The sequence below is a fragment of the Dielma fastidiosa genome (assembly GCF_000313565.1).
Lineage (GTDB): Bacteria > Bacillota_I > Bacilli_A > Erysipelotrichales > Erysipelotrichaceae > Dielma > Dielma fastidiosa.
Genome location: NZ_HE578926.1, coordinates 354,249 through 373,952 on the forward strand (window position 1 = coordinate 354,249; position 19,704 = coordinate 373,952).

Annotated in this window: 14 protein-coding genes; all 14 read right to left on the bottom strand. The window is 39.1% G+C overall.

The genetic code is table 11. The annotated features are described in order from the left end of the window. Positions 1 to 50: 50 nt before the first annotated feature. Positions 51 to 761: a response regulator gene (locus DAHG_RS09580; protein WP_022938128.1), complete on the bottom strand. Its 711-nt coding sequence runs from the start codon at positions 759 to 761 to the stop codon at positions 51 to 53. Then, entirely contained in the window at positions 754 to 3,435 is a 2,682-nt protein-coding gene (locus tag DAHG_RS09585) for a sensor histidine kinase (RefSeq protein ID WP_022938129.1), read from the bottom strand. Before DAHG_RS09585 ends, DAHG_RS09580 begins: the two co-directional genes overlap by 8 nt. Positions 3,436 to 3,525: 90 nt before the next feature. Beyond that, on the bottom strand, positions 3,526 to 4,404 hold the full coding sequence (locus DAHG_RS09590) for a hypothetical protein (RefSeq protein WP_022938130.1): 879 nt from the start codon (positions 4,402 to 4,404) through the stop codon (positions 3,526 to 3,528). 3 nt (positions 4,405 to 4,407) lie between these two features. Further along, positions 4,408 to 5,016: a K(+)-transporting ATPase subunit C gene (gene kdpC, locus DAHG_RS09595; RefSeq protein ID WP_022938131.1), complete on the bottom strand. Its 609-nt coding sequence runs from the start codon at positions 5,014 to 5,016 to the stop codon at positions 4,408 to 4,410. 14 nt (positions 5,017 to 5,030) lie between these two features. Beyond that, a complete protein-coding gene (kdpB, locus tag DAHG_RS09600) occupies positions 5,031 to 7,103 on the bottom strand; it encodes a potassium-transporting ATPase subunit KdpB (RefSeq protein ID WP_205408115.1) in 2,073 nt (690 codons plus the stop codon). A gap of 5 nt (positions 7,104 to 7,108) precedes the next feature. After that, positions 7,109 to 8,917: a potassium-transporting ATPase subunit KdpA gene (gene kdpA / locus DAHG_RS09605; RefSeq protein ID WP_022938133.1), complete on the bottom strand. Its 1,809-nt coding sequence runs from the start codon at positions 8,915 to 8,917 to the stop codon at positions 7,109 to 7,111. 313 nt (positions 8,918 to 9,230) lie between these two features. Beyond that, a complete protein-coding gene (locus tag DAHG_RS09615) occupies positions 9,231 to 9,428 on the bottom strand; it encodes a hypothetical protein (RefSeq protein WP_022938135.1) in 198 nt (65 codons plus the stop codon). Then, positions 9,428 to 10,831 (bottom strand): ABC transporter ATP-binding protein, encoded by a 1,404-nt coding sequence (locus tag DAHG_RS22050; protein WP_022938136.1) that lies wholly within the window; start codon positions 10,829 to 10,831, stop codon positions 9,428 to 9,430. The genes DAHG_RS09615 and DAHG_RS22050 overlap by 1 nt, the downstream gene beginning before the upstream one ends. Beyond that, entirely contained in the window at positions 10,831 to 11,814 is a 984-nt protein-coding gene (locus tag DAHG_RS09625) for an ABC transporter ATP-binding protein (protein ID WP_022938137.1), read from the bottom strand. Before DAHG_RS09625 ends, DAHG_RS22050 begins: the two co-directional genes overlap by 1 nt. A gap of 9 nt (positions 11,815 to 11,823) precedes the next feature. After that, complete coding sequence (locus tag DAHG_RS09630; protein WP_022938138.1) at positions 11,824 to 13,674, bottom strand: ABC transporter permease subunit; 1,851 nt, start codon at positions 13,672 to 13,674, stop codon at positions 11,824 to 11,826. Positions 13,675 to 13,686: 12 nt separating this feature from the next. Next, positions 13,687 to 14,643: an ABC transporter permease gene (locus DAHG_RS09635; RefSeq protein WP_022938139.1), complete on the bottom strand. Its 957-nt coding sequence runs from the start codon at positions 14,641 to 14,643 to the stop codon at positions 13,687 to 13,689. 93 nt (positions 14,644 to 14,736) lie between these two features. Continuing rightward, a complete protein-coding gene (locus tag DAHG_RS09640) occupies positions 14,737 to 16,572 on the bottom strand; it encodes an ABC transporter substrate-binding protein (protein WP_022938140.1) in 1,836 nt (611 codons plus the stop codon). A 236-nt stretch (positions 16,573 to 16,808) separates the two neighbouring features. Beyond that, a complete protein-coding gene (locus DAHG_RS09645; protein ID WP_022938141.1) occupies positions 16,809 to 18,308 on the bottom strand; it encodes a radical SAM/SPASM domain-containing protein in 1,500 nt (499 codons plus the stop codon). A gap of 12 nt (positions 18,309 to 18,320) precedes the next feature. Then, a complete protein-coding gene (locus DAHG_RS20565; protein ID WP_022938142.1) occupies positions 18,321 to 19,541 on the bottom strand; it encodes a radical SAM protein in 1,221 nt (406 codons plus the stop codon). Positions 19,542 to 19,704: the final 163 nt, after the last annotated feature.

Sequence of the window (19,704 nt, forward strand, 5' to 3'; positions counted from 1 at the left end):
CCCATTCCCTTAGTTAATATATATGCAGAAAAGCATTAAATACCTAAAAATCATTCATTTTTTTCATCAATTCTAAGTAAACGATAACCAATCCCGACATGAGTTTGAATATATCGCGGATGAGACGGATCAGGTTCGATTTTTTTGCGCAGCCCAGCCATAAAAACACGCAGTGAAGCCACATCATTATCCCATGCGCTGCCCCAGATTTCACGGGTGATAGTTGTATGTGTCAGTACCTTGCCGACATTCTTTGCCAGCAGACACAATAATTTATATTCAATAGGTGTGACATGCAGTTCCTGATCATTAAGATAAACACAGCCGCCCGCATAGTCAATTTTCAAGCCGCCATTAACGAAGACGGACGCGGCGGCATTGCTGCTTTGCATATAATGAATACGGCGCAGCGCCACCCGTAAGCGAGCCAGCAGTTCTTCCACGGAAAAGGGTTTAGTCAGATAATCGTCAGCCCCGGCATCCAGTGCCTCAATCTTATCCCGGTCTTCAACCCGGGCACTTATTACAATAATCGGCATCAGTGACCAGGAACGCAGCTTCTTTATAATTTCAATACCATCAATATCCGGCAGTCCGAGATCAAGCAGGACAACATCAGGATTATGCGTAACCGCTTCGCTGATTGCTTCACTGCCAGTAGTGCTCACATGAAAATGATAACCTTGTGTTTCCAAGGTTGCCGCAATTAAATTACGGATGGCAGAGTCATCCTCAACCACAAGCAGAAAGGGTTTATTCATGTAAATCTACCTCCTCACTTGGCAGCAGAATCGTAAATATTGTACCATGCCCAACATTATCAGCTACCATAATGCTGCCGCCATGCGCCTGTACAATGGTACGGCATAAGGATAACCCAATCCCCATACCGCGCCGGCTGTCAGCAACCGATTTCTTAACCGTATAAAACATATCAAACAGCTGAGCTTTATCCTTATCTTGAATTCCATTGCCATTATCCGCTACCTTAATTTCAATCATATCACCTTTTTTATTACTGCTTATAATGATTTCAGAACCTGAAGGCGTATATTTAATCGCGTTGTCGATCAGATTGATTAAAACCTGCATAATTAAATGACTGTCCATCTTGGCCAATAAAACTTCATCACTTTCAATTACCTTAAGCTGATGTTCAGAAGCATGACGATTAATATGCTTCATGGCTTCCAAAATCACCTCATCAACAACTTCTGCCTGCATATTTAAATGCGCTGTACCATCTTCAATCCGAGTTACTGAAAGCAGATTCTCGGTCAGATTAATCAGCCACATTGAATCATCATAGATATCCATCAGCAGCTGATTTCGTTTGGCAGCCTCTAAGCGGTCGCAGTTATTCATCAGCATACTGGCATTGCCGGAAATACTGGTCAGCGGTGTCCTGAAATCATGAGAAATGCTTCGCAGCAGATCAGCTCTTAATTTTTCATTGCGGGCCTTTACAGCAGCCTCCTCACGCTTATAATTATACATATCCTTTTCCAAGGCAAGCGCGCATTCACTGAGAATTGATAATACAAGATTACTGGCAAACGTGTCCAGCGCCTCCTTTAAAGCCAATCCTACAACCCCCTGTACTTGGGAATCACTGCGGACAGCCAGATAAAGACATTGGGCGTTGCCTAATGTATTCGTTGTCTTACCGGCACGTTTATTGTTTTCATAAACCCATTCCGCAACTGCCTTCTCATTATCCGAAACAATGTTGGCTGCCGGCATTGGTTCTAAAGCAAAGATACTTGGCTCCTTTAAGCCATGGCCATCGTCAGACGGATAAAAGATTACCGGCACTTCAAGCAGTTTTATCAGTTGATTTGAGGTACATGCGATAATATCCTCCGCACTCTTTGCATTCTGCAGCAGCTGACTGGTTTCCAGCAAAATCTTTGTCTGAAAAGCTGTATTCGCTGATTGCCGCGCCTGCTTACGAATACGGATTGCTAAATCACCGGTTATTACAGCTGCAATAAACATGATGATAAAGGTAACCGGATAACCAGAATCATAAGCTGCCAGTGTATAGCGCGGGATAGTAAAAAAGAAATTAAAAATAACAACACTTAAAATTGAAGACAAAGCGCTGATTAATTGATTAGCAGTAACCACCGAAGTTATTAATACACCTAAAATATAGATTGTAATAATATTTGCTTCACTGAAACCCATCTCATAAAAAATAAAACTAATCAAGGTCGACAGCAGCAACGCGGCTGCCGCAAAGCCCAAATTCTTAATATTTAATTCACAGCTGCCCGCATATGTCAGCTTACGCTTTAATACCGGCGTATCTTTATCCGGAATAATATAGATATCAAGATTGGGAGCATAAGCCGTCAGCTGTTCAGAGAACGGGCGGCGGATTAAACCAAATCTCGTACGTGTATTACTGCGGCCAAGAACAATCTTACTGACCTTATTATTGCGGGCAAATTCAGCGATTTGAAACGCTACATCATCACCAAAAGCCGTCTCAATATTTGCCCCCAGCTGACTTGCTAAGTGGATATTATCGCGCAAACGTTCCCGATTTTCCTTCGTCATCGATGGAAATTCCGAGGTTTCCACAAATAAAGCCGTCAGCTTTCCTTTAAATGCTGATGCCATGCGCGAGCCTGTGCGGATGATCTTTGGATTTGATGGTGAGGGAGATAAACACACAAGGATATGCTCATCAGCATATCCTATACCTGCATGATTTACCTGTTCTGCCAGCTTATTTACTCGATCCGCCGCTCTGCGCAAAGCAATTTCACGCAGAGAAGTCAGATTGGCTGAATTAAAAAAGCCTGTAATAGCCTGATCTGCCTGCTGCTTGCGGTAAATCAATCCCTCATTAAGACGGCGTGTCAGTTCCTCCGGCTCAATATCCACAAGCTCTACCTGATCCGCCTGATCAAAAATCCGATCAGGAATCCGCTCATGAACAACAACACCGGTAATCGAAGCGATAATATCATTTAAGCTTTCAAGATGCTGAACATTAACGGTGGTAAATACATTAATTCCCGCCTTCAGCAATTCTTCAATATCCTGATAACGTTTTTCATGACGGCTGCCATGGGCATTGGTATGTGCCAATTCATCAACCAGCAAAACCTGCGGATGTCGTACTAAAGCCTGATCAAGATCAAATTCGTTTAATTTTATATTATGATAATTAACTGTTTTAGTCGCTATCTTTTCCAAACCTTCACACAATGCCATGGTCTTTTCACGGGTATGCGGTTCAATATAACCAATCACGACATCAATACCCTGTTTTTTCAGATCATGAGCCGCTGACAGCATCGCATAAGTTTTGCCAACCCCCGCCGCATAGCCAAAAAAGATTTTCAACCGGCCGCGGCTGTTGATCGATTCTTCATATTTAAGACGTTCTAACAGCTCATCTGGCGTTTCTTTTCTGATCATCAGCTCACCTCTATATGCTTCATATTATATCATAAGTGAAATTAATAAATCATAAGGAATAAAGCCGCCGGTATTAAGATTGTATAAAGATCAGCGATGAAGCGGCGGGGCTGGAAAGATAATTTTCAGCAGCAGCTGTTGAGCCGGTGACCCATGAACATAGTCATACAGTATTCGTTTACCATTTCTATCCTGCATGATAAAGCCATTATCATCATAAGTTATTTTTATATTGGCTTGCTGAAGAGCAAAACGAAGTGATAGCTCCCATGTGAAGAAAGAATTAAGACAGCCCATTTCAAGCTTATTCATCAAGACACTAAACTCCACTGCACTTACCCCATCTATTAACAGCAGCAGCCATAAATCGACCTGCTGCTTCAGCGTATAACTGAAACGATCCAGATCTAATTCATCAATGGGTCTAAGCGGCAGATAGCGAAAATACGTATTCTTATCTAAGTCAGGATAATGTGTAAAGCTTTGATTGGTAAACGCATTCCTTTTGATGAGCAGAAAATCATGACGATAATCAATGCCCTGCAGGATATCACTCAGCATTTTTAACTGCTCCTGATCTGGACAGCTGATCCGCAGACATAAATCATATAGTTCACTGAAATCCTGTCCGGAAACATTCAGCTTTTGGACCTTTACTTTATCATTTCCTACTTCTAGTATGATTTGAGCTGTTTCGATACCATTGGCACAGCCATAGATAGAAATGGGATATTTATGTGAAATATAAGCTATCGAATAGAGTAAATCATTCAGTAAAATCTCACATTGGAAATATGAATGACCATAATAAATCCAAAGATTATTCTCATTTGTGTAAATTGTTGGATTCATCGATAATTCTGATGATATTGTCAGTAACAGGGCTATCAATTCCTCCTGTGCGCCATCAGTACAATCATAGGCAGGCAAGTCTATTTCAAATTCTAGGGCGATGTTTTTCTTGTGCATAATTTACTCCAATATTCCATCCAGCATTAAATTTACTTTCAATACGTTCACGCATCCTTCGCCAAAGAAGCCTAAGAATTTATCTTCGGTGCATGCCTCAATGATGGCGTCAATTTCCGTCAGTGTCATATTATTATTTTCAGCTAAGCGGGCGGCTTGATATTGAGCGGCTGCCACTGAAATATGCGGATCTAAGCCGCTTCCAGACATGGTAACTAAATCAACCGGAATCGGCTGATCTTTCATTTGCGGATGCGCGGCCTGAATTGCTTCAACTCGCTGAGCAATTAATGCCTCATATTCATCACTGGCTGGACTGATATTACCTGCCCATGCATACATCATCATTTCTCCTTCATCGTTTGTGAAGGTCGCTGCTTCAATATTCATGATTCTTCCCCACATATGTGCTTCATCCGTATATTGCTGGCCAAGCAGTTCACTGCCGTATACTTTGCCGTCAACCTCAATCATGCTGCCATTGGCCTGAATGGGAAACAAAAGCTGTGAAATTCCTGTGACTGCCAGTGTATAAATCACACCGCAGATCAATGTAAAAATTAATACTAAGCCAGCCGCTTTACCTAGCTGGGCTTTAATTGTTTGTATCATAAGCTTACCCCTTTCTAAACAAGATGGAAAAATACCAGAAGCATATCAATCAGTTTAACGAAAATAAACGGTGTAATAATGCCGCCAAGACCATAAATCAACAGATTCCTGCTTAACAGACTGCCGGCTGAGACCTCACGGTAACGTACTCCCTTTAATGCCAAGGGAATTAATGCCACAATAATCAGCGCGTTATAGATAATTGCTGATAAGACAGCACTTTGTGAATTATGCAGATGCATGATATTTAATGCCGAAAGTTCTGGATAGATGGTAAGAAACATTGCCGGAATAATCGCAAAGTATTTAGCGACATCATTAGCGATGCTGAAAGTTGTCAGACTGCCGCGGGTCATCAGCAGCTGCTTGCCGATTCGCACTATATCAATCAATTTTGTCGGTGAAGAGTCTAAATCAACCATGTTGCCAGCTTCTTTAGCCGCCTGTGTGCCAGAATTCATAGCCACTGCAACATCAGCCTGTGCCAGAGCCGGCGCGTCATTGGTACCATCTCCAGTCATTGCTACCAGATGACCCTGACGCTGAAAATCACGAATCATAGCAAGTTTACCTTCCGGTGTTGCTTCAGCAAGAAAATCATCAACGCCTGCTTCAGCCGCAATCGCAGCGGCAGTTAAAGGATTATCACCGGTAATCATAATCGTTTTTATACCCATTTTCCGCAAATCAGCAAACTTTTCCGAAACACCATGCTTGATGATATCCTTTAAATAAATGACACCTAAGACTTGATATTTTTTAGAAACAACCAGCGGTGTACCGCCCATATTCGCTATGCGGGTTACAATCTCATCACATTCCTTTGGATAGATGCCGCCATTTTCTTGAACATATGCCTTAATGGTTTCAGCCGCCCCCTTGCGAATTTCTTCGCCTTTAATATCTACACCGCTCATTCTTGTTTTAGCGGTAAACGGAATAAAGGTCATGCCTTGATCGCTGAGACTGCGACCACGCAGATTAAATTGTTCCTTAGCAAGAACCACGATGCTTCTTCCCTCCGGCGTTTCATCAGCCAGTGAGGAAAGCTGTGCCGCATCAGCTAAATCATCAGCGGATACACCCTGCAAAGGGATGAATTCACTTGCCTGGCGATTGCCAAATGTTATCGTTCCGGTTTTATCCAGCATCAGAATATCGACATCGCCTGCCGCTTCAATAGCACGGCCGCTCATTGCCAATACATTAGCCTGATTCAGCCTGCTCATACCGGCAATACCGATGGCAGAAAGCAGGGCACCTATCGTTGTTGGCGCTAAGCAGACAAGCAGTGCCACCAATGTCGTTACGGATGTCGGATTAACAATACCTGCCAGTTTCGCCGAGAAATTGGCATACATATACAAAGACAGAGTAACTAAAATGAAGATGATTGAAAGCGCGATTAAAAAGATCTGCAAAGCAATTTCATTCGGTGTTTTTTTACGTGACGCTCCCTCTACCATTGCAATCATCTTATCAAGAAAGCTTTCACCGGCCTCATTGCTTACTTCTACGATCAGCCAATCTGATATTACAGTAGTTCCGCCGGTAACAGCACTGCGGTCACCGCCGGCTTCTCTAATTACTGGTGCTGATTCACCAGTAATAGCTGATTCATCAACAGAAGCTGCACCCTCTATAACTTCACCGTCAGCAGGAACCTGTTCGCCTGCCTTGACGATGTATAAATCTTTCTTTTTCAATGCTGTTGACGCGACATCACAAATCATATCACGCTGATCTAAAGAAGGGATCTTATGGGCAATTACATCTTTTTTAGCTGCCCGAAGCGCATCTGCCTGTGCCTTTCCCCTTCCCTGAGCAATTGCTTCCGCAAAGTTGGCAAACAATACGGTGAACCAGAGAATAATAGCGATTGCTAATGTATAACCACCTGAACTATCTTTTATATCAAAGATTGCTAAAATGGAAAGAAGCGTAGTCAAAATTGCTGATACATAGACTAAAAGCATGACTGGATTTTTGACTTGAATTCTGGGATCTAATTTTATAAAAGAATCCTTTATGGCACGCAGTACCATTTTGCGATCCGCAAAAACTGTTTGTTTATGACTCATATTCATCCCTCCTAAACAATCATCTGAAAATACTCAGCGATAGGTCCCAAAGCCAGCGCTGGGAAGAAGCTTAACGCGCCAACCAGCAATACGACAAAGACCAGCAAGAATACAAACAGCGGGCTGCATGTTGATAATGTACCAGCCGTAACCGCAATCTTCTTTTTCTTAGCCAGGCTGCCGGCAATCGCCAAAATACTGATGATTGGTAAAAATCTTGCAAACAGCATGACTAATCCTAAAGAAACATTAAGGAATACGGTATTGGCCGCAAAGCCAGCAAAGGCTGAACCGTTATTGCCGCCGGCTGAAGAATATGCATACAGCAATTCAGAGAAGCCATGAGCACCGCCGTTTGTTAAACTATCCATGATTGAAGGTAAACCAGCTGCGATGCCGCTGCCAACCAGAATACTAATCGGTGTTGCCAGACAAGCCAGCACCGCCCATTTCATTTCGTAGGGTTCTATCTTCTTCCCCAGATATTCAGGTGTACGGCCAACCATTAAACCTGCGATAAACACGGCCAGAATTGCAAATGCCAGCATGCCGTACAACCCACAGCCGACACCGCCGAATATAACTTCGCCCAGCTGCATCTGAAGCATCGTCATCATACCGCCCAAAGGCGTATAGCTGTCATGCATCGAGTTGACAGAACCATTAGAAGCCGCCGTTGTGAAAGCTGCCCACGTTGATGAACCAGCAATACCAAACCGCGATTCTTTACCTTCCATATTACCGCCTGCCTGATTAATGCTGCTGATATCCACAATACCGTTCTGTGCAAGCTGCGGCGTAGCAGCTTGTTCATTTACCGCAATAACAGCCCATGCCACTAACAGCATACTCAGCATAGCAATAAATATCGCTCGTCCCTGCCGCTTATCCTTAATGCTTTGACCAAAGGAGAAGCACAGTGCCGCGGGAATCAGCAAAATAGCAATTACCTCAGCTAAATTGCTTAAATAAGTTGGGTTTTCAAGGGGATGCGCAGAATTAGTTCCCATATAACCGCCGCCATTTGTACCTAGCTGTTTAATTGCAATCTGACTAGCTGCCGGACCCATTGGAACAAATTGCTCAGTAACTATTTGAGCATCAACTTTCTGACCCTTAGCAAATACCTCACCGTTTACAATTTCAATATCCGTCAGAATTGTTCCATCTTCGCTGACAGCAACAGGTTCAACCAACGATACAGCCGCCCCCGGCTTTAAGTTTTGAATTACTCCCTGTGATACTAGCAGTAACGAAAGCACAAGACTCAGCGGCATTAAAATATAGAGAATACTCCGTGTCAGATCAATCCAGAAATTACCTAACGAATTCGCGTTCGTCTTTAAGAAACCACGAATCAGCGCATATAGTACCGCAAGTCCAGTACCGGCTGACACAAAGTTTTGAACGGTCAGTCCCAATGCCTGTGACAGATAACTCAACTGTGACTCACCGCTGTATGCCTGCCAGTTTGTGTTGGTTACAAAGCTGGCCGCCGTATTAAACGACAGGTCCCACGGCAAACCTGAAAATCCTTCTGGATTGCCAAGCAATACACCCTGAAGCATCAGTAATAGAAACAATAATACAAAACCAAATAGAGAGAAGAGTATGACACTGATCAAGTATTGTTTCCAATCCATTGTCTGTGTTTCATCAATTCTTAAAAGCTTATAAATTAATCTCTCGCATGGCTTTAGAAATCTTGAAAGAAATACATGTTCGCCATCCATAACACGGCTGATGTATCCGCCTAATGGCACAGCTAATACTAGCAAAATAAGTAAATATGGCAGATATTGCATTAACATCTCAATCATTGTTATCACCCCTCATCAATAAAACAATATAGTAAATAAGCATGAGCAGGGCACATAGCCCAATCCCTAGTATGATTAAATTCATCTTTATTTCCTCCTGCATGAATACAATAACATTTAAAGAATTAGGATGGTGTTAGGGTTAAAAGCACCGGCATTAAGATTTCGTTAAGAAAAAAAGTCATTGGCAGCAGCCAATAACTTAGTTATTTTTATATATAATTTAAAGAAAATATGCATATTTACCGATTTTATCAAGTTATTACTTTTAGGCAAGAAAAAAAGCCACTGACAATAGCCAGTGACTCATCAACTATCTAAGAAATAACAGCCAGACAATGAAATAGATACCGCCAAGAATAACAAGGATAACGGGGACAAACGTAACGAAAGCAGCAATAAACATTGCAATACCATCATGCTTATCAAATTCCACATCTTTAAACTTGTCTTTTAATTCTTCATCCCTATCCCCAAGCTGTTTTTTATATTCCTTAAAATTTTTACTCATTATTCATTATTATCCAGAAGATGACAAGCTACCCAATGTTCTGGTTCAACTTCACGCCATCTTGGGCACTCAGCCTTACAGATATCCATTGCATGCTTACATCTTGTATGGAATTTACAGCCCGTCGGAGGGTTGACAGGACTTGGAATATCCCCTTCAAGTATAGCCAGTTCCTTGCTGTCTGGTTCCGTAGTAGGAATTGCTTCCAGCAAAGCGATTGTATATGGGTGCTTAGGATTTTTGAAAATGCGTTCTGATGGCGCGCTTTCAACCATATTACCCAGATACATTACACCGATACGATCAGAAATGTATTTAACAACACTTAAATCGTGGGAAATAAATAAATAAGTCAAATCTTCTTTTTCTTTTAAGTCTTGCAGCAGATTAATTACCTGTGACTGAATCGAAACGTCAAGCGCTGATACAGCCTCATCACAGACAATGAACTTAGGATTCAAAGCAAGCGCACGGGCAATACCGATACGCTGTCTCTGACCGCCTGAGAACTGGTGAGGATAGCGGTGAATAAAATATTTATCCAAACCACATTTTTCCATGATGTCAATAATGTAATCTTCAAGTTCCTGAGAACCTTTTTTAAATTTCTTATGAGCAACCAATGCTTCAGAAATAATTTGTCCTACCGTCATACGAGGATTCAATGATGAATATGGATCTTGGAAAATAATCTGCAGATCCTGACGGAGTACACGGCCTTCTTCACGGGTAAGCATACCAAGGTCAATGCCCTGATCCCATAATGATTCAGCTTTATCAAAGCCCTCATGAGACTTGCATGCTTCCTTCAGCTTATCCAGCTTAGCACGGCAGTCAGCCTGCTTCTTTTCAGCAGCTTCATAAGCAGTGCGGCTGGCTGTATTATTCACATCCAATGTCTCTGCGAGCTTAGCAACTTCACAGCCGGCATGATATTCTTCCAGCAATGCGTCACCTGCTGCTTTTAAATCAGAGGCATAGAACAAACCGCCGGTTAAACGGGCAATTTGATGGAACAAACGATCCGCATCATCCGCTGGGAAGTTATTTACTGAATTTGTATCAGTCTTAGCCTTCTCCACAGCCTTCTTGTACTTACCAATCTCTTTATCAAGATTTTTAAGCACTCTTTCCACATACTGCGGCTGATATTCATATATTGTACGGCCATAATAAACCGTATTTCCTTGTGTCTGCGGATAAAGCTGAAGGATGACACGGCCAAGCGTTGATTTACCGCAGCCTGACTCACCAACTAAACCATAGGTTTCACCCTTATTGATATGAATTGAAATACCATCATTAGCCTTTACATACAGCTGTTCCTTTTGAAACCAAGAAGACTTTTTAACGGGAAAATATTGTTTAAGATTAGTTACTTCAATTAGTTTTTCTTTAGCCATTATTTTTCCCCCCTCTTTACCGGATAGAAGCAGCGAATGCTGTGATTTTCTCCTACCTTTACCAATTCAGGTTCTTCCTTACGGCATTTGTCACACGCATACTTACAGCGCGGTGCAAATTTACAGCCTTCAGGCAGTGCCAATGGATGCGGAACGGAGCCTGGAATTGCATCCAGACGCTCTGTACGTTCAGAGTTAAGACGAGGAATTGAAGTCAGCAGTCCCTCAGTATAAGGATGCAGATATTCAGAACCACGGAAAATATTTTCAACCGGTGCAGACTCAACAACCTGTCCGCAATACATAACCGCAACATCATCAGCCATCTGGTTGATAACACCTAAATCATGAGTAATGAACATGATTGATGTACCCAGCTCATGCTTCAGATCATTCATCAAACGCAGAATCTGTGCCTGAATCGTAACATCCAGCGCCGTTGTCGGTTCATCGGCAATCAGCAGCTTTGGCCGGCAGGCAAGTGCCATTGCGATCATTACACGCTGACGCATACCACCAGATAATTGGAATGGATAGCTTTTGTTTACCTGTACTGGATTTGCAATTTTAACCTGCTGAAGCATTTCAATACTGCGCTTCTCAGCTTCTTTTTTGCTGAGCTTCTGATGCAGCATCAAAACCTCACTGATCTGACGGTTTACCGTAAAAATCGGATTTAATGAAGTCATTGGTTCCTGGAAAATGATTGAAATATCATTTCCGCGGATATGACTCATCTGCTGTGCATTCAGATCAGAAATCTTCTTGCCGTCAAAATAAATTTCACCAGAATAAATCTTCTGATTTTGTTCAAATAACTTCAAAATACTCATGGCAGTCTGACTCTTACCAGAACCTGACTCACCAACTACACCTAATGTACGTCCTTCTTCGATGGTTAATGAAACACCATTAACGGCCTTGATCAATCCGCGCTTGGTATCAAAATACGTATGTAGATCTTTAATTTCTAATAAACTCATGATTTACACCTACTTTTCATTAGCCTTTGGATCAAGGGCAGCACGCAAGCCATCACCTATCAGGTTGATAGAGAAAGCAGCGATAAAGATACAAAGAGCCGGTAAGATCCACTGCCACCAGTAGAGCTCGATAACCGTCATCTTCTGTGCATTCGTCAGCATATTACCCCAAGAAGGCATAGGCGGCTGAACACCGAATCCCAAGAAGGACAATGCAGATTCAGTCAGCATATTAGAAGCATAGCTCAATGTAATATTAACAATACAAATATTTAAAACGTTTGGCAGGATGTGACGTACCATGATGCCGGCTTCTTTAATACCAAGAGCACGGGCAGCCAGTACGAAATCTTTTTCACGTTCAATCAGGATCTGACCACGAATCAAACGTGCCAGGCCCGGCCATGAAATACATCCAAGAATAAACATAATCAAATACATTTTCTGATCACTGGTCATATCCGTAGATAAGAATGCAGATAATGTGATAACCAATGGCATAAATGGAATTGAAGAAATAATTTCTGTCAGACGCATCATCAGGTTATCAACCCAGCCGCCTTTAAAACCAGAAACCATGCCGACGATGATACCGATAACACCCTGAATCAAGCAGGCGATGAAACCTACGATTAAGGTTACCTTACCGCCGTGGATTAAACGCGTCAGCAAGTCACGGCCCTGTTCATCGGTACCTAACGTATAACCGTCATTACCCCATGTCGCTACTTTGCCATTTTCCTGCAACGCATATACCTGGAAGTAATCGCCATAGATCGCTGTCGCTTTTAAATTTGACGGAACATTCTGTTCACCCAAATCGTTTGTACCCCAAGTATAAACCGTACCGCTTTCGCCGAGTGCGTAGAAGCTGTTCTTACCGCTTTGAATTTCTACAATCTTTTCATCAATTTCAGGCATTTCCAGACAATGCTTATCACGGGAACCCCAAACATGCAGTTTACCCTGATCATCTAATACCAGACCATTACGGAATGAAATAGCGATTTGCGTTGCCTTTACTGAACCATCTTTTAATTCTTCCGGCACTGCGGAGAAGTCATTACCCGCAACACCTAATGTACCTACTGTACCATCATCAAGAAGCAGCAGCATGTTATAGCTTGAACCCTTCATATCGACAATACGGCCTTGGTACTCTTCCGGGATGATATCCAATTTACTGGATAAGACACTGCCCCAGATATACAAATTTCCCTTTTTGGTCAAGACAGCAGAATATTGTTCACCAGCAAAAATATCCTGAATCTTTTCCATTTCAAATAAACCCTTCATTTCAACAGGCACTTCGCCCTGATTGAAGTTGTTGTAACCCCAGGCATAAAGCTTTCCAGTATCTGACAGTGCCAGTACATGCTTATCACCAATCGAAATTTTCTCAATTTTACGTGATTTTACATCATCAGGGATATTCAGGCTTCCTTCCTGATCAATACCCCATCCGTATAAATTACCTTCGTTAGACAAACCAATTGAGAAAGTGATACCGGAACGAATATCCTTAACCCCTTCCTTGACAAGCTGATCACTTACGCTCAAATAACCCTTACCAGGCTGAACGTTCTTAATGACCGCCTCAGTATTTAAAGCATCCATCGGGAACATAATTGATCCGATGAAAGAGAAACACAGGATTGCAACAAATCCAATCAATCCAATACGTGCTAATTTATCATTAATAAAATTCTTCCAAACAACTTTAGTTGGCGAAGTAATCGCTTCTTCCTCCAACACGCTTAACCCATTCATGCTTTTTCTTGCTTTAGGTGAGAATAAACCAGCAAACATTGACGTGAAAGAGCTCAGCATTCTTGAAAATATATTTTTCTTTTTATCCATATTTTGCTCTCCTTAATCAAGTTTGATACGTGGGTCTACAAGCGCGTAAGCTAAGTCGCAGACAAAATTCGACACTAAATAAATAATTGCATAGAACATATTCAAAGCGATAACCGTCATTGAATCACGACGATTCAGCGCCGTTACAAGGACACGGCCAAGACCATTCCATGAGAAGATCTGTTCCGCTACCATTGAACCTGAGAATAATGTACCTATTTGAGCGATAACTACCGTAATGATAGGAATCAAGGCATTACGAAAAGCATGCGAATAGATGACTACCTTTTCGCTCAAACCTTTCGAACGCGCTGTACGAATATAATCCTGACTCAAAGCGTCAAGCATAGCGTTGCGCACATAACGAATCGTTCCGGCCAAACTCATGATTGTTAAGGTTGCGACCGGCAATACTAAATAACGTGCCCAAGCACCTAAATCGCCAAGATCGGTTGGCATACCATTTGACGGCACCCATTTTAATTTAAATGCGAAAATTGAAATTAAACATAAACCAATAAAGAATGACGGCATACTCATACCGATCAATGAGAATACCTGCCAAAATTGATCGACAAATTTCCCTCGTTTAATCGCTGACCAAATTCCGGCAAAAATAGAGATTGTCAGTGAAAATAACAAAACAAAACCATTTAAAATAATTGTATTCTTCAATGGCTCAGCTAAAACATCTTTAACTGGCTTGTTATATGTAGTAGAGTAACCAAGTTCACCTTGAGCGATATTCCTCACCCAGTTAACATATTGCACAGGCACTGGTTTGTCCAGCCCCAAATTTTCTTCAATCGCAGCATATACGAGTTCGTATTGATCAGGACGCGTATTTGTTGGAATCATCATCGCAACTGGATCACCAGGCATTAATTTGTTCAATCCGAACAATACAATGGATATCGCAAATATTACTGGAATCAGCGAGAAAATTCTCTTGATTGAGTACTTTATCATGTTGCTCCTCCTTTCAAGCAATAACAGCAACAAAGAAGATAGTAAATTTCTCTACTATCTTCTCTGCATAAACTTAACTTTTATTTTTTAAGACTATTTCCAGCTCATGTCACAAATAATTTGTGCCCAAGAAGCAAATGGAGTAGTATTAAAGCCATTCAGATCAGCATCAGCAAAATCATAGTATTGGTTTGCATAAATTGGAACCATCGGCATAATATCGTTCCACTTAACCTGATATTCAACCCAGATATCCGCAAACGTTTCAGTATCTTCAGAAGGCGTATGTCTTAAACGTTGAATGATTTCATCAAGTTCAGGATCACATGTATTAGTAGCATTTGATGGTGTTCCAGCAAAATCGCATGCATATGAAGAATAGTAAGGGTCTGGTGCATCATCGAAGTTTGAAGCCATGTTGAAAGTATTATACTTTCTTTCACCCTCTGGTTTAGTTGCGCCATAATAGTAAGCATCTAACAGACCAGCGAAGTCAGTTCTTTCGATATTGAAATGGATACCAACCTTAGGTGCATTTTGTTTCAGCTGCAGTTCGATTGTATCAGTTACTGGGTTATCATTAGTACCTAAGTGAGTGATTACTAATTCTTCACCAGCAGCGTTATGACGGTAATAACCTTCACCAGCTTTAGTTACATCAAACGGAGTAACACCGTCTGCTTCAAATTTATAAGAAGAATTGTCTAATTCAGCATTTGCTTTATCGATTGAGAAAGCGTAGTTGATCAGCTTAGAATCCAATTCAGCTTTCTTAACTTGATAAGTCCAGTATGCAGTAGCATAGTCAGAGTTAACAGTTGTACCGTAACCGCCAAGGATATTGTTGATCAAATCATCTTTATCCAGAATGTAGGCGATAGCGTGACGTACTTCTTTTTCTTTAGTAGCGCCGAAGTCTGTGTGCATAGGAACGTTACCAAAACCGTTACGAGCATAAGTAGATTCCTGAACATTTTCAGCAGCTTTTGCTTTTTCGATCTTGTCGCCTTCTACAACACCTTGAACGATGTCTACTTCACCATTAACCAGCATATCAACATCTAATGTAGCATTAACTGTCTTTACGATGATTGTTTCGATAGATGGAGTTTTCTTATCCCATGTACCTGCAAAGTTATCATTTTTAACAAGTTTAACTTGTTTGTTTTCAAATGAGATAAAGCTGTAAGGTCCGCAGCTTACTGTTGGAGCGAAACGATAGTCGCTGCCAAATTTGTTAACTGCTTCAGCCAGATCACCCACTAATTTAGAACCTTCATCAGTTGATTCAATGGTAGCATCTGGTGCTAATGTGTGCATTGGATATGGATATACACGCATGAAGCTCAGTTCCCAGAAATAAGGTAAACGATCTTTAGATACGGTTACTGAGAAAGTTTGATCATCAACTTTTTTAACACCGCCTAAAACATCTGTTTCACCAGTGTGATAAGCTTCATAATCAACGAAGTTTTCACCTAATGTTTCAGATGCACCTGCAGCTACTAATTGTGGAGAACCACCAACTAAATAAGCAAATACATAATCATCAGCGGTTACTGGTTCGCCGTCATTCCATTTTAACCCATCATTTAAAGTCCATGTATAAACTGTGTTGCCATCAGCATCTTCAGATTTAACAAGTTCTTTAATAACTGTTTCATCAACGATCCATTCGCCTTCAGATGTGAAAGCAACCGGTGAATATCCATGAATTAAATCACGAACGTTCTTGTCATATGAACTGTTTCCAAAACCTGCAGATTGGTGGAAATCACCGTTCATATCAAATGTTGCGACTACTAATTCTTTACCTGCATTTGCAGAGCCACCGTTATTGGCATCACCATTGCCATTACCGCTGCCGTTATTGCTGCATCCAGCTAAAGCCATTAGCGCAACCATACAAACTGCTACTAACTTTTTCATTAAAGAATTCCCTCCTATCAACTTATATTGATAATGTAATCATTATACATAACAACCCTTGATTTTACAAGCCTTATTCACATTTTTGTGACTTGTATAACATTATTTTCCTGTATTTCCATAATGTTTATCGCCTATTTTCACACGTTTTTACAATATTTGTTTTAATTTTCATAATTTTTCATGCTGCATTACAATCTTTTTTTGACCGCTAATTAAAATTTGTAAAATCAACTTTATTCCTGCAGTCTTTCATAATCCCCATTGTCAATTAGATACTTAATAACTTCGAGCATTTCTTCCTTATTACAGGTTACTTTATCTATTGACCCATTTTTAGTATAGTTTTCAAACTTACATTTTCCCTTGCATATAATGTCAAAAGGACAGCCATTACAAATTTTCTTTGTTTGTTCCTTAACTAAATTAACTTTATTATATACATCTGAATCCTTTAAGTTTGCAATTACAAATTCATTAGTCCCCATTGCCTCATTGCAGTGATAAATGTCTCCATTATTATTGATGACAATATTATCATAGTAATTACAAAAATCTGTTTGCATAAAGTTTGAAACATATACATCAAAAGAATTACGTATTCGCCTTAAGAATTGATCAGCAATAGTTATCTTAAAGCTATATTCTTTTAGCTTTAACAGCGACTGCAATAAATCTATTAGTCTTATTTGCTTAAATTCACTGTTATCCTTGCAGCTTACTAAATGTAATTCCAGTTTAAAAAATTTAGTATAATTTTTTAATTTATTTTCTATTTCCTCACACAATTCTGATAGATATGCAATATTATCATAATCTAAATTAACTCTGAGTTTTACATAAAACTCATTTTCAACCAACATCTTGACATTATTTATAATTAATTCGAAGCTGCCATTTCTAAATATTCTACGCTTATCATGGATTTTTTTAGGTCCATCTAACGTAATAGTAAAACAAGATATTTGATGTCTGTATTTGCTAAGTAATGAGAAATAATTATCGATTCCTAAGCCATTCGTTATAAATTCATACTCAACATTGTTTAAATGCAGTTTTAAGAAATCTTCAATAAATGCATAATTTTCTTCTAACAATGGTTCTCCTCCATAGAAAACCAAAGTAATGAAATTTTGCTCACTTAATTTTTTTATATATTCAATAGTTTGATGTTTAATATCATTCGGCATAATGTCAAACGTTTTATTATGTTCAAAGCAATAGATGCAATTCATATTACATCTAAATGAATTTATTAAATAAACACGTTTATTATATGTATTAACATTAATATCCTTAACATTACTTTCTTGCATAGGTGTAATAATATCTCGTATTCTTAATTCAAATAAATCATTTTTATTCAATCTTGAGACACAACCATTCAGCAAAATATTATATATTGAGGAAGTAAGTTGATAAATTTCACCTTGGGACAAATTTACAATATACTTATAGCCTTTATATTCCATCAAATAGCTATAATCATTTAACTCATATTTTAAAAAGTGCCGTTCTGATATCAAATTCTTTTCTAGCAACAATTTCATTATAACATCATATTCGTTACTTATATGATATACTTCATTGTCTAAAAGTTTGCGTGATAACTCAATCATTTTACCAGTGAATTCATACAAATTGTTTTGCAGCTTTAAATATATTTTTTCCTCAGACAATCTATAAAATTTAATACTATCATTTTCTGTATATGTTCTGCCAGCATATTCAATCATAATCGTACCTTCTTACAATTGAATATTATGCTCTAGCATTAAATATTTAGGATAGAATTTTTCATAATATTCTTTACAGCATAACTTTCTACAAGGGCCTTCACCTAAACACAAAGGAAAAAATTTGCATTTATCATCAATATTGCAGGACATTTTTATATTAACTTTATTCTTGATTATTTTCCCATTTTCAATACAGCCAATCGCTTGATCATATATAAATCCTATACATGGGTACAAGTTTAAATTTTCATCAACACATAATGTTGAATCATTATAGGCAGCACACAATCCATATTCATGTAGATGAGATGTTTCAAAACCATTCTGCTTAGCAAACAACTCTAATTTATATATGCATTCTTCAGCATCAATACTTACATCTCTACACTCCTTACATTTATTATCCATGATTGGGCAAAATGATATAAATTTTAAGACATTATTCAATCCATCATTTTTAAGTTTAGACATGAAATTAATTACTTTTTCATAATCTTCTATGGTCACATTCACTCTCAATATAAATTTGTCAGAATATAAGAACGCATATTTCAACAATGAATTATATATGTCATCAAATGTACCATTACCGTTTTTATAAGGTCTATTATAATTATGATTTTCTTTTGTTGCGTCTATTGTAATTTGTACATTATCTACTTTTTTCAATATTTCATCTGCACCATCCATCAATGTACCATTCGATATTAAAGTTAAGCGCATTTTCAGATTTTCGTTTTTAATATCTCTTAAATCATTTATGACATTTAAAACCATTGGCTTGTTAAGCATCGGTTCACCGCCATATAATACTACGTCAACATTTCTTGTTTCATCATTAATGATGTCATTGACGATTGCTTCTTTTATTTTCTGCCAATTTTCTTCATTTAAAAATTTATTATTATCTATATTTTTACAAGCGTTTTCAATGCAATACCAACAATTCAAATTACAAGCTGACGTAAACGAGATAACTATATTTACATTTTTATGAGAATGAATTGCATTATTCAATTCGCATTCTAGTTGATGTCTTTCATATTCATAACTCTCAGTTATAATCTTTTTATTTTTGAATAAATTTAATGTATCGACATCTAATTCATCAAAATTTTCATTTTTTAATATTTCATATATTGAAGATGGTATTTGTAATAAGCATTGTGAAAATGAATTAAACAACAACTGGTTATCAGCATAAAATATATTATAATTAGATGATTTCATATAATCCTCCATTTCAAATTTTTATTACAAAATTATTATAGGCGTTGAATTTAATTCAGCGCCTATAATAATTATTTACAAACGTACTCATTATGAATTTGGCAACCCATAGATGCTTCTATAGCTGCAAACCCCTCAGCTAAAACTACTACTTTCTTTTCTT

Bases quoted from the DNA above. Each gene is read 5' to 3' on its own strand.
- DAHG_RS09580 (WP_022938128.1), bottom strand. From the start codon at position 761: ATGAATAAACCCTTTCTGCTTGTGGTTGAGGATGACTCTGCCATCCGT.
- DAHG_RS09585 (WP_022938129.1), bottom strand. From the start codon at position 3,435: ATGATCAGAAAAGAAACGCCAGATGAGCTGTTAGAACGTCTTAAATAT.
- DAHG_RS09590 (WP_022938130.1), bottom strand. From the start codon at position 4,404: ATGCACAAGAAAAACATCGCCCTAGAATTTGAAATAGACTTGCCTGCC.
- kdpC (WP_022938131.1), bottom strand. From the start codon at position 5,016: ATGATACAAACAATTAAAGCCCAGCTAGGTAAAGCGGCTGGCTTAGTA.
- kdpB (WP_205408115.1), bottom strand. From the start codon at position 7,103: ATGAATATGAGTCATAAACAAACAGTTTTTGCGGATCGCAAAATGGTA.
- kdpA (WP_022938133.1), bottom strand. From the start codon at position 8,917: ATGATTGAGATGTTAATGCAATATCTGCCATATTTACTTATTTTGCTA.
- DAHG_RS09615 (WP_022938135.1), bottom strand. From the start codon at position 9,428: ATGAGTAAAAATTTTAAGGAATATAAAAAACAGCTTGGGGATAGGGAT.
- DAHG_RS22050 (WP_022938136.1), bottom strand. From the start codon at position 10,831: ATGGCTAAAGAAAAACTAATTGAAGTAACTAATCTTAAACAATATTTT.
- DAHG_RS09625 (WP_022938137.1), bottom strand. From the start codon at position 11,814: ATGAGTTTATTAGAAATTAAAGATCTACATACGTATTTTGATACCAAG.
- DAHG_RS09630 (WP_022938138.1), bottom strand. From the start codon at position 13,674: ATGGATAAAAAGAAAAATATATTTTCAAGAATGCTGAGCTCTTTCACG.
- DAHG_RS09635 (WP_022938139.1), bottom strand. From the start codon at position 14,643: ATGATAAAGTACTCAATCAAGAGAATTTTCTCGCTGATTCCAGTAATA.
- DAHG_RS09640 (WP_022938140.1), bottom strand. From the start codon at position 16,572: ATGAAAAAGTTAGTAGCAGTTTGTATGGTTGCGCTAATGGCTTTAGCT.
- DAHG_RS09645 (WP_022938141.1), bottom strand. From the start codon at position 18,308: ATGATTGAATATGCTGGCAGAACATATACAGAAAATGATAGTATTAAA.
- DAHG_RS20565 (WP_022938142.1), bottom strand. From the start codon at position 19,541: ATGAAATCATCTAATTATAATATATTTTATGCTGATAACCAGTTGTTG.